General features: G+C 31.0%; 7 protein-coding genes and 1 pseudogene. 3 read left to right on the top strand and 5 right to left on the bottom strand.

The window, feature by feature from the left end; translation table 11 throughout:
- Positions 1-48: 48 nt before the first annotated feature.
- Positions 49-1,302 carry a tyrosine--tRNA ligase gene (gene tyrS / locus HMPREF1983_RS01660; protein ID WP_021752547.1) on the bottom strand — a complete coding sequence of 418 codons (1,254 nt, stop codon included), beginning with the start codon at positions 1,300-1,302 and terminating at the stop codon, positions 49-51.
- 172 nt (positions 1,303-1,474) lie between these two features.
- On the opposite strand from tyrS, the gene HMPREF1983_RS01655 reads away from it, so the two are divergent.
- Complete coding sequence (locus HMPREF1983_RS01655; protein ID WP_021752546.1) at positions 1,475-3,754, top strand: transglycosylase domain-containing protein; 2,280 nt, start codon at positions 1,475-1,477, stop codon at positions 3,752-3,754.
- Positions 3,755-3,858: 104 nt separating this feature from the next.
- Here HMPREF1983_RS01655 and HMPREF1983_RS01650 read toward each other — a convergent pair.
- Both HMPREF1983_RS01650 and ychF read right to left on the bottom strand, forming a co-directional pair.
- Positions 3,859-5,148: pseudogene (locus HMPREF1983_RS01650) on the bottom strand (DUF6792 domain-containing protein).
- 121 nt (positions 5,149-5,269) lie between these two features.
- Positions 5,270-6,370 carry a redox-regulated ATPase YchF gene (gene ychF / locus HMPREF1983_RS01645; protein WP_021752543.1) on the bottom strand — a complete coding sequence of 367 codons (1,101 nt, stop codon included), beginning with the start codon at positions 6,368-6,370 and terminating at the stop codon, positions 5,270-5,272.
- Between the two features lie 316 nt (positions 6,371-6,686).
- On the opposite strand from ychF, the gene HMPREF1983_RS01640 reads away from it, so the two are divergent.
- Positions 6,687-7,538, top strand: coding sequence for a VOC family protein (locus tag HMPREF1983_RS01640; RefSeq protein ID WP_021752542.1), 852 nt, complete (start codon positions 6,687-6,689; stop codon positions 7,536-7,538).
- A gap of 67 nt (positions 7,539-7,605) precedes the next feature.
- Here HMPREF1983_RS01640 and HMPREF1983_RS01635 read toward each other — a convergent pair whose 3' ends face one another.
- Both HMPREF1983_RS01635 and nrdD read right to left on the bottom strand, forming a co-directional pair.
- Positions 7,606-8,247 carry a hypothetical protein gene (locus HMPREF1983_RS01635; RefSeq protein WP_021752541.1) on the bottom strand — a complete coding sequence of 214 codons (642 nt, stop codon included), beginning with the start codon at positions 8,245-8,247 and terminating at the stop codon, positions 7,606-7,608.
- A 281-nt stretch (positions 8,248-8,528) separates the two neighbouring features.
- Positions 8,529-10,712: an anaerobic ribonucleoside-triphosphate reductase gene (gene nrdD, locus HMPREF1983_RS01630; protein WP_040460795.1), complete on the bottom strand. Its 2,184-nt coding sequence runs from the start codon at positions 10,710-10,712 to the stop codon at positions 8,529-8,531.
- Positions 10,713-11,080: 368 nt separating this feature from the next.
- On the opposite strand from nrdD, the gene HMPREF1983_RS01625 reads away from it, so the two are divergent.
- The gene (locus HMPREF1983_RS01625) at positions 11,081-11,812 is read left to right on the top strand and encodes a GTP pyrophosphokinase (protein ID WP_052526601.1); all 732 of its coding nucleotides are present in this window, start codon (positions 11,081-11,083) and stop codon (positions 11,810-11,812) included.
- Positions 11,813-12,150: the final 338 nt, after the last annotated feature.

Here is a 12,150-nt window from a genome sequence, read left to right as displayed (position 1 = left end):
AAATATTTGTAAAATAATATATACTTTTATCACTATAAATTATTTACACTACTTATATTCCACTAATAAATAATTTTTCTTACCTCGGCGTATAATTGTATAGTTACCTTCTAAGTGGTCTTTTTGGCTTACTATATAGTCTAAATCCGTAATTTTATCTCCATTTATGTAGATTGCTCCGTTGGTTACATCTTCACGTGCTTGGCGTTTTGATGATACTATACTGCTGTCTACTAAGAAATCTATAATATTACATTCTTGTTTATCTAATTCACTTTTTGGCAATCCTTTTACAGCTTGTGCCAATTCTTTTGAAGTTAGTGCTTTAATATCTCCTGAAAACAGTGCTTTTGTAATATTTAAGGCACTTTCCAATGCTTGTTCACCATGAACAATTTTTACCATTTCTTCCGCCAACGCTTTTTGGGCAAGACGTAAGTTTGGTTCTTTTTCTACGCTCTCACTTAATTTATCTATTATTTCTTTTTCTAAAAATGTAAATTTTTTAAGTGCAGGTATAACTTCTGTATCTGCCGTATTAAACCAAAATTGATAAAATTCATATGGTGTTGTTTGTTCAGGATCTAACCATACTGCTCCGCCTGTTGATTTTCCGAATTTTGTTCCATCAGCTTTTAACATTAGCGGAATTGTAAAACCGTATGCCTCCACATCACCACGAAGTTTTCTCATAATTTCCAATCCTGTTGTAATATTTCCCCATTGATCAGAACCACCGATTTGCATTTTTACATTATGATGTTCGTTCAAATGGGCATAGTCAATACCTTGTAATACTGTATAACTAAATTCTGTGAATGATAGACCGTTTTCCAATCTGCTTGAAATTGAATCTTTTGCAAGCAGGTAGTTGATATTTACTAGTTTTCCATAGTCACGTAAAAATTCTATCATTGAAATATCACTAAGCCAATCGTAATTATTAACAAATAATATATTGTCATCTCCACGAAAAATATTGCGTAATTGCGCTTCTAATCTTTTAGCATTTTCTTTGATAACGTCTAAACTTTGTAATTGACGTTCTTCGCTTCGTCCCGATGGATCTCCGATAATACCCGTACCGCCGCCAATTACAACAACCGGTCTATGTCCATGTTGCTGAAATCTTTTTAGTGTTAAAAACGGCAATAAATGACCTATATGTAGTGAATTACCGGTTGGATCTGTCCCACAGTAAATTGATACTTGTTCTCTTTCTAATAATTTTTTAATACCTTCTTCATCAGTTTGTTGGTATACTAAATCTCTATACTTTAAATCTTCTAACAACTTACTCATACATTAACCTCCTAAATACGTTTATATTATTAATACTTATGTTACATTATACCATAATTTAAAACTTTTTTTATTACTTTATTTGATTAATAATAATAATTTTTCACATGTTTTTATTTTTTTTGTTAACTTATGGTATAATAAATATGATAAATTTATCAAGGAGATTTTAATGAAACAAAAAAAATACAAAGGAAAAATATTACTTGGGTTAGCACTTATTTTTAGCCTCGGTGTCGGTGTAGTATTCGGCTTTATCGGTGGATTGGTCAAATCACAACCACTTTTATCTTTTGAAGAAATGCACGAACAAATCAATGATATTAGCGAAAATAGTGATGTTTACTTCGGTAGTGGTGAAAAACTCGGTACAATTAACTCCGAATTAATTCGAAAATCTATCAGTTTTGATGAGATGGGTGACAATGTTAAAAATGCGATTATTGCCAGTGAAGATGCCAATTTTTATTCAAATAGCGGTATTGAAGTATTATCAATAGCTAAAGCGTTGTATAGCGAAATGTCCGGTAAATCCAACACCGGCGGCAGTACCATTACTCAACAACTTGTTAAAAATCAGTTGCTTGATAACACACATTCTTATGAAAGAAAGGCTAAAGAGATATTACTTTCACTTAGAGTTACTAATAGTTTTACAAAACGCGAAATACTTGAAACTTACTTAAATGTTGCTTCATTTGGAAAAAATAGTCTCGGACAAAATATTAGCGGTATTGAATCAGCTTCACAAGGAGTATTCGGTAAACATGCTAAAGAATTAAATATTGCTCAAGCCGCTTATCTTATCGGCTTTGTTCAATCTCCATTCAAATACACACCGTTTGATGAAAAAGGAAATATAAAATCTGACTCAGAACTGCAATTAGGCTTTGCTCGTCAACAGTATGTACTAAAACGTATGGTAAAATTAGGTTATATTACAAAAGATGATTACAACGAAGCATTACATTTTGATATTAAAGGGGCATTCATTAAACAAAAAAGTACAGAATATACAAACTATCCATATATACGTGACGAAATAACTACATCTGCTGCTGAAATTTTGGCAGAACAGACAGCGAAGAAAAATAATGAACTTGAAAAATTTAAAACCAACAGCACATATCGTGAAGAACTTATAGAAAAAAGTCGTATTAAGTTTATTACCGGCGGATACAAAGTAAAAACCACCGTTGATAAAAAACTGTATGATACACTAAATAATGCTAAAAACACTTTTAAATCTTATCCAAGTGCAAGAAATGGAGGTGTTACCTACCCAATGGAAATAGGAGCTTCCGTTATTGAGAACAATACAGGAAAAATCTTAGCATTTATCGGCGGAGTAGATTATAATAAGCAACAACTTAATCACGCTACAAGAACATTTCGTTCTCCCGGTTCTTCTATTAAGCCTTTACTTGTTTATGGTCCTGCCATTGATAAAGGATATATTACCCCTAACTCAACGGTACTAGACAAAAGATTTAATTATAATGGCTGGAAACCTGAAAACTTCAACAGAACAGAGTACGGTTATATCCCTGCTAAAGAAGCATTAGCACGTTCACTCAACTTATCAACTGTACGACTATACTCTGCTTTTGTTAATGAGAATCCTGTTGAACAATATTTAGAAAGAATGAATTTTAAAAAAATGGATGAGGGTGATAAAAAGAATCTCGCCGCTGCAATCGGTGGTTTATCACATGGGGTTTCAGTTACAGAAAATACAAATGCTTTCGCTACTTTCGCTAATAACGGAAAATATAAGAAATCCTATATTATTGATGAAATTCGCAACAATAAAGATGAGTTAATTTATTCTTCAAATTTTACACCGGTAAAAATATATGAAGAATCAACAAGTTATTTAATAGTGAAAATGTTAAACAACGTTATTAATGCCAGCTATGGTACATCAGTCGATATTGGTAAAAATCTGAAATTTAATAATAAAAACCTTTTTGTTAAAACGGGTACGTCAGAATATTATAATGACCTTTGGGTAGTAGGCGGCACTAAAAACATCACAGTTGGATTATGGGCAGGTTACGATAAACCGACAACAGTTCCCTCGTATGACTATGCACATAAAGCATGGACACATGTCATGAATGCTATATACGACTATAGTAATAAATTAGTTTCTCCTGATACGGAATTTGAAAAACCTTCTTCTGTTATTGACTCGGATATTAATCCGTATAACAATTCTAAAGGTAACATTTCGGATATGATACCAAAAGACTTTAAAGAATTAGATAAGGAAAAAACTTTGTTAAAATTCGGTTTTAATATTGATAAAACTTTAACTTTTAGAACTCCATCTAAACCTAAAGAAAAGGACAAAGATGATGATAAAGATAAAGAAGATAAGGACAACCAAACATCTGATGCAGTAGAATCGCAAAATCCATCTTCAAGAGAAGATGACGATCACGAATAAGTTAATTAAAGAAAAAATGGGAGTGACTTAAACTATGATTTAAAAAATCAAATTTTGTTAAGTCACTCCCTTAAAATTTTCCGAGCGAAAAAATTCATACTTTATTATTCATCAAAAACATCATAGAACGGGGGCAAATCATGGGCTTTAGCGATTTCTACCCAACCGCTAAAATCTTCAAATTCCTTAGCATGAACAACTAGATAAATCGCTTTTGTTAAAGTATAAAATTCCTGAAGCGGTTTAAGGAGATTTTTTAAACTTTTTGCAGTTTCATTATTCAGCACCTTCTCATACAAACTCGTTGCATTTTTGCCTTCATTATTTTTAATTATATCCTCCGAAATAATACCCGAATGTGCCAAATAAAGCATATAATTATAAAGAGCTTTAAAAGTCTTGTATGAATTTGCAAAATTATTATTTTTATCCGTATTATCTTTATTTTTTCACCGTGTTATTAAATTTAGTTGATTTTGAATAGGATTTTTAATTTCTTCTATTACCAAACTTGCAAACTCATCAGCAATCTCTTTTGGCATATCTTTCACCATATCTGCCGGAATACCTTTATTTTCCAATCTGTTGTAAAATTTTTCAAATAATCTATCAAGTTCATAAGTATCCTCTTGGGTCAGATACTCTTCAGGTGCTATAAATACTTTCAATAATGGAGGATACTCTATATCCTTACCTACTCTAAAAGTTCCTACAGTCATATTTAGCGATTCTACAAAATCGTTTCTTCTTACAAAATTATAAATATGATGTGCATTCTTTTTATAATAATTGGTTGTAAATTCTTGAAGTTTATTAGTTTCCGTAAGATTTTTTTCTAAAAAATATTCACGAAGTTTTTTATCATATTTCTTATCATATTTTCTGAGTTGTTTCAGTTGAGGTAGTGCGGTGTTATAGGTATAAACACGTTGAAAAATACCCTTTAACAATTCCAATGAAATCGCCAAATGTCCCCCTAAAGAATGTCCGGCTGCCACTTTATAACATAAATCAAAATTTGGAATGCTATGTTTAAGGAATTTAATAAAAGCAAATGCAGAATCAAGTTGACTGGTATTTGCACCGGATACAATACCCGTATAATTATAAAACCAGTCACTTATATCATCACGTTCACTTCCTCTAAAAATAATAAGCATTTCTTCATATTTAGGTACATATATCGCTGTTGCTTGAAAGCCGTTTTTACTTAATTCAGGAGTTGATAATCCACTATTAAATACCTTAATATCATCGATTTCTTCTCCGGTAACCTCTTTTATTATCCGTTTAATTTTATATTCAATTGTTGATTGACGTTTATTATTTTTAATTAAATACTCATAATATGTTAGTTTTGCTATCAAGAGCGGTCTATGAAAAAAACGCAACATAACATTTCACCTCTTTGTACATAATTATAACATACCTCTGTAAAATATAAAAAATCCTACGGTTTTCTTCGTAGGATAATTACATTATTTAATTATTAATTTTCTTCTTGAACTTTTTACTCTATACGTTGAATCTAAACAACATAATATCACCATCTTTTACTTCATATTCTTTCCCTTCAAGACGTACTCGACCCGCTTCTTTAGCTTTTTGCATACTTCCATATTCAATTAAATCATCATAACTTACTGTTTCAGCACGAATAAAACCGCGTTCAAAATCAGAATGAATAATCCCTGCACATTCCGGTGCCAGCATCCCTTTTTTAAACGTCCACGCCCTTACTTCCTGAACACCCGCTGTAAAGTATGTCGCCAGTCCTAATAAACTGTAACTTGCTTTAATCAATTTATCCAATCCGCTCTCATCAATGCCTAATTCTTCTAAGAACATGGCTTTTTCCTCATCTTCCAATGATGCCATTTCTTCTTCAATTTTTGCACAGACAACAATTACTTGACTGCCTTCTTCTTTGGCAAATTCACGAACTTTTTTTACATGGTCGTTCTCATCAATATTGGATAAATCTTCTTCACTTACATTTGCAACATAAAGCATTGGTTTCATCGTTAGTAAATGTAAATTTTTAGCAATTTTTTGTTCTTCTTTATCTAATTCTAGTAAACGTACAGGTTTTTCTTCTTTTAAAATATCTCTCACCTTAGATAATACATTAAATTCTGCTACCGCATCTTTATCTTTTTGTTTAGCTTGTTTTTCAACACGCCCAATTCGTTTTTCAACGCTTTCAAGATCGGCTAAAATAAGTTCTAAGTTGATTACTTCGATGTCATACAGTGGATCTACACCGCCGGCAACATGTGTAATATTCTCATCTTCAAAACAACGAACCACCTGACAAATCGCATCTACTTCACGAATATGACTAAGAAATTTATTCCCCAGTCCTTCTCCTTTTGATGCTCCTTTTACGATACCGGCTATATCTGTAAATTCAAATGACGTCGGTACTGTTTTTTTAGGTTCTACCAATTCTGTTAGTTTATTTAATCTTTGATCAGGTACTTCAACAATTCCCACATTTGGATCAATTGTCGCAAATGGATAGTTTGCCGCTAATGCCCCTGCTTTCGTTATTGCGTTAAAAAGGGTACTTTTCCCCACATTCGGTAATCCAACTATTCCGGCTGTCAATGCCATATTGGTACTCACTCCTTTTGATTATTTTCGTTTCGGTTCTTTACCGTATTCAACTTTATTATTATATCATAAAAAGTATTACTTGACATTCAATATAATACCAATTCAAAATAAATCCTTAAAATTTTTAATTTTATATTTATGGTTGAATTAATTTTTTAATAATTATATTTACTTAAACAATATAAATCTATTTAAAAAGATACTATAGAACAAAAAAGTACCTACTTGATAAAAAATATTGTACCTTGTAAAATATACTATATAATAAATTACATATAGAATCATCTAATAAATATAATTGAGGTAAAATTTTATGAAAAAATATAATTCTGACATCGTACTTGGTACGGTTACATTAAATGTTAATAACTTAGACAATCAACTTAACTTCTATACACATACAATGGGTATGCACATCATTTCTTATAATGGAACATCTGCCACATTAGGTACAATTGATAATAAACCGCTTTTAATATTGAATAAGGTTCATACTAAGTTTATTCGCTCATATGGTTTATATCATATCTCTTACCTTGTACCGAGTGAGCAGGATTTAGCCAATATTTTAAACCATTTTGTTTCAACTAAAGTCTTACTCGAAGGAGGGGCAGATCACGGTTATAGCAATGCTATATATCTTTCAGACCCTGAGGGCAATGGTATTGAGGTCTATTATGATAAAGATGAAAAATTTTGGGATAAACGTGAAGACGGGCGTATTATTGATATAACTGAAGCACTTGATGCCGAACATCTTCTTAATATTTCACAACCAATATCCCCTTATCAATTACCTATCGGTACATCAGTCGGTCATATTCATCTAAGCGTTAAAAATTCTAAAGAATCAAGTAACTTCTTCCAACATATCCTAGGGTTCAAAGACAAATTTACCGTTCCTAATGCAAGTTGGATTGCTTATGGAGATTATCATCATCATCTTGCCGTTAACAACTGGGCAGGTCCTAATTTAAACCTACGCAAAAAGGGAACACCGGGTTTAGAGAAATTTGATATTCATTTTATTGATGGTAATACCTATAACTTAGTCATACAACGTATTAAAATTCATAATATAAATATATTAAAAGAAACCGATGATAATATTACTATTAGTGACCAAAACGGTATTATTATAAACTTAATAAATGGTATAAAATAATTATAAAAAGACAGGTAACAATACCCAACTTTTGAAGTTGGTACAAAAACCTGTCTTTTAGTATATTTTATTTATCTTCTTTTGATGAAAATAGTGATACAATCGAATCTAATGTTGTTTTATTTGCAGCTTTTTCTTCAGTTACATCTTTATCTTCCGTTTTTTCCTGTGATCTTTCTTCAATCAAACGACCCAGTTCAATTTTAGCATCTTCTACTTCCTGTTCCAATTTTGAAGTTTCCTCTTGCACATCGTCAATAACTTCTTCTACTGTTGTATCTTCTTGAAGCTCTTCTGATATTTCTTCATCGGTGACTTCATCAACTTCTTCGCTTTTTTCGATTTCTTCTTTTTCTTCTTTTAAATCTTCTGTATTTTCTGCTAGTGGTTCTTCTTCTACAAGTTCAACCTGCTCGGCTGGTTTTTCATCTGTTTTCAGTTCAACAAACGGTTCAGCTTTTTCTTCTTTATTGTAAGCAGCTGTCAATTTATCCAAACGTTCTTTGGCTATATCTTCTCCGGTGCGATCCACATCATCTCTTTTGCAACAGCAGTCACCATTAATAAAATCGTTCACCTTATTTAAACCTAATTTTACATTTTCTTTTAATAGTTCTTTATGTTTTTCTAATTCTTTTGGATTTTTATAGTAGTATGCCCCTACCGCTGAAGCAACACCTAAAAATAACCCTTTAGTTAATTTACCCATTTGAATTTCCTCCTAATATATACTACATAAGATTTTATCAGAAATATATCTTAAAGTAAAGATTTATAATGATACTATTTCATTACATTTTATATATTTTCTATACATAATAATTACAAATAATTAGTTTTTGTTAATTTGAAAAATAGAAATTTATAAAAGTATATATTCATCATCTCAATTTCGTTAACTACATTTAAAATATATAATAAAAAACTAAGTATTTATACCATAAAATGATACAACATACTTAGTTCTTGTTGTAATTACTTCTAAATTATTTATTTCATATGTTTTACACGGGCTACAATTTCTTTATGGCGCCCTTTTATCATTGGACGTGCTTGAGGATTTCCTAAATAGCCACAAGTTCTTTTAACAACGTCACAACTTTTTGGATCATTATTACCACACTCCGGACATTTAAACCCTTTTTTTGTCGGCTCAAATTCTCCTTCATAATTACATTTGTAACAACGATCAATCGGTGTATTTGTTCCTAAATAACCTACACGTGTATAGGCGAAATCCCACACAGCTTCTAATGCTTTCGGATTTTGTTTTAATACCGGATATTCACAGTAATGAATAAAACCTCCACTTGCATAATACGGATAGTCTTTTTCAAATTCCAATTTTTCAAACGGTGTCGGATTTTTTCGAACATCATAGTGATATGAATTAGTATAATACTCTTTATCCGTAACATCTTTTATAATTCCGAATTTTTCAGTATCCATTCGACAAAATCTATCTGTTAACGATTCACTCGGCGTTGAATAAATACTATACCAATAATCACCGTCTCGTGTCCATTTATCAACATTATCTTTCATATGTTTCATAATTTCTAACGTAAATGCTTTAGCTTCAGGATTTTTTTCCCAATCTCCGCCATAAAATATACTTGCTACTTCATACAATCCGATGTACCCTAATGATAACGTTGCACGTTGTTTATCAAAAAGTTGTTTAACCTTATCTTCAGGTTGTAATCTTTTCCCAAACGCTCCATGCATATATAATATAGGAGCGTTTTTCGGTTTTGCTTCTCCACAACGTTTTGCACGATAGTCTAATGCTTCTTTACAAATCTCCAAACGTTCATTAAAAATATTCCAGAATAATTCTTTATTTCCTTTTGATTCTATAGCAATACGTGGTAAATTCAGCGTTACTACTCCTAAATTCATACGACCGCTTTCCACCAACTCACCATTTTCATCTCGCCATGCCGGTAAGAATGATCGACAACCCATCGGCGTTTTACAACTACCTGTGATTTTCACTAAAGTATCATACATTAAAATATCCGGATACATACGTTGTGTTGCGCATTTCAATGCCAATTCTTTTACATCATAGTTAGGATCTGTGGGTTTTAAATTTAAACCGTCTTTTATAACAAAAATTAATTTTGGAAAAATAGCCGTTCTTTTTTCGACGCCAAGTCCTTCTATTCTTACTTGTAATATCGCCTTTTGAATTTCTTTTTCAAATTCTCCTTCACCCAAACCGAAACCTAAAGATGTAAAAGGAGTTTGCCCTTGAGAAGAATACAACGTATTTATTTCGTACTCTAACGATTGCATTGCATCATAAATATCTTTATTTGTTTTTTCACGGGCAAAGCGTTCTTGTTTTTCTTCACCCTCTATCCACTCACGTGCCATTTTTAAGTTTTTCTCATAGTTCAATTTAGCAAACGGCGCCAATACTTCATCTATTCTATCAGCACTACAACCGCCGTATTGACTTGAGGCAACGTTAGCGATAATTTGTGCCATTTGAGCTGTTGCTGTTTGAATACTTCTTGGACTGCTTACTTCGGCATTTCCAATTTTAAACCCTTTTGTTAACATCTCTTTAAAATCAATCAAACAACAGTTGGTTAGTGGTTGATATGGTGAATAATCTAAATCGTGGTAATGGATTTCTCCTTTTTGGTGTGCGTTAGCCACATGCTTCGGCAACATTTTAAGTCCAATTGCTTTTGCGACAATACCACTTGTTAAATCCCTATGAGTATTGAACACTAAACTATCCTTATTGGCATTTTCATTAACAAGACTCTCATCACGATTTACGAGTTTTTCTATCGCTACATTAAGATCCAAACTCTGCTCACGCTCAATATCACGCTTACTACGATAACCAACATACTCTTCATAAATAGCAACTTCTCCCAGTTGCACAAGTGTATGTTCTACTATATTTTGAATTTCATAAATTTTAATATTTGTATTAAAACGATTAACAATTTCCAGTACAACATTATCAACTATTTTTTGTATATCAACACTATGCTTTTCTCCAAAAACTGAAAATACTGCTTTTTCTATAGCTTTATAAATTTTTTCTGCATCAAAACGTGAAACTCTACCATCACGCTTAATTACTGATAATTTTTCTTTTAATATATCTAGTTTTTTTTCTGTATATGAATAACATTTTTCTGCCTGCATCAAAATTCCTCCCATATTTTTTTCTATATTATATATCTTATAGTAAAAAAAGCAATTTGTCTATACCTAAATTATTTCCCGGAAATTGAATTTGCGATTATATAGCCATCTTCAGTTAGTTGTGAAATTTTTGTGTAAACTGTTTTTTTATCACAAATTTATTCTTTACCGTTGATATAGGAATTACCTTAAATTTTATTACAATCTGTACTAATTTTTATTAACCTATTTCCTTAGTACAGTTTTGCATCTCCTTATATCATCTTCTTTTTTTATAAAAAATTATTTTTAGTCATTGTTTAAACTTTATTTTAAGAATATTATATATTATGATAGGTGTAATAAAATATAAAAGTGAGAGTTACGTTATGAAAAAAAGTCACATTGAAACATTAACAGAACAATTATTTCCGGCTGAAAATAATGGTAAAAATGTTCTCTTTAATGAGATACAACCATTTATTGAATTATTTATGCACTATGAATGTGCAATGCTTGAAATAGAGACAAAACTTAATGTCTTTGATAAAGAATTTTCACTGCATGGGGAAAATAATCCGATAGAATCAATTTCTACCCGTTTAAAAAGCCCCGTCAGTTTGATGAATAAGTTACAACGTTTAAATTTAGATTTCGATGTTAATACCATAAAACAAAATATTTACGACGTTGCCGGAGTACGTGTTATATGTTCATTTAAAAATGATGTATATAAACTTGTTGCCGCTTTGAAACAACAAGATGATATTACGGTTATAGCCGAAAAAGATTATATAAAAAATAATAAGGACAATGGTTATCGCAGTTATCACCTTATTGTAGAAATACCGATATTTTTATCAGGTAGTGTTGAACACGTGGCTGTAGAAGTTCAATTTAGGACAATCGCAATGGATTTTTGGGCAAGCCTTGAACATAAATTACGTTATAAAAAAAACCTCAGCGTTGAAAAAGAAAAAGAAATTGAGCGTCGGCTTTTATTATGTGCGGAGATTAGTGCAAAACTGGATAATCAAATGCAAAAAGTTAAAGAAATTATTGAAGAAGATGAAGAAGTAAAATTTATTGATTATAATGATATTGACACTTCAAAAGTATAATACATACCAAAATACCCTAGAAAAATTTTCTAGGGTATTTTTACTAAGGTAAATCTTATAAAATATCTTCGTCTACAAAGAACAGGTAAAATTATTTGGGAGAAACTTGGAAATCAATTTTTCCAAGTTTCTTCCTAATACAATTCATAAAATTTTTAAAAAATTCTCTTAAATCAATAAATCTCTACGTTTAACTTATCAATTAATAAATTCTATGTAGAGTTTTTAACTTTTAAGGTCAATTCTCTCGGGAATAAAAAATAAATTTACTTTTTGCAACAAAAATTATAATACAACCCATATAATTTGTTAATCCATCTATTATATTTATTAAATAT

Source organism: Gemella bergeri ATCC 700627 (genome assembly GCF_000469465.1).
GTDB lineage: Bacteria > Bacillota > Bacilli > Staphylococcales > Gemellaceae > Gemella > Gemella bergeri.
Note: the sequence above shows the minus strand (reverse complement) of the source record. Positions and strands in the feature narration are given on the sequence as shown.

Coding starts and splice junctions, on each gene's coding strand:
- HMPREF1983_RS01635 (WP_021752541.1), bottom strand. CDS start 8,247: ATGGGTAAATTAACTAAAGGGTTATTTTTAGGTGTTGCTTCAGCGGTA.
- tyrS (WP_021752547.1), bottom strand. CDS start 1,302: ATGAGTAAGTTGTTAGAAGATTTAAAGTATAGAGATTTAGTATACCAA.
- HMPREF1983_RS01655 (WP_021752546.1), top strand. CDS start 1,475: ATGAAACAAAAAAAATACAAAGGAAAAATATTACTTGGGTTAGCACTT.
- ychF (WP_021752543.1), bottom strand. CDS start 6,370: ATGGCATTGACAGCCGGAATAGTTGGATTACCGAATGTGGGGAAAAGT.
- HMPREF1983_RS01625 (WP_052526601.1), top strand. CDS start 11,081: ATGAAAAAAAGTCACATTGAAACATTAACAGAACAATTATTTCCGGCT.
- HMPREF1983_RS01640 (WP_021752542.1), top strand. CDS start 6,687: ATGAAAAAATATAATTCTGACATCGTACTTGGTACGGTTACATTAAAT.
- nrdD (WP_040460795.1), bottom strand. CDS start 10,712: ATGCAGGCAGAAAAATGTTATTCATATACAGAAAAAAAACTAGATATA.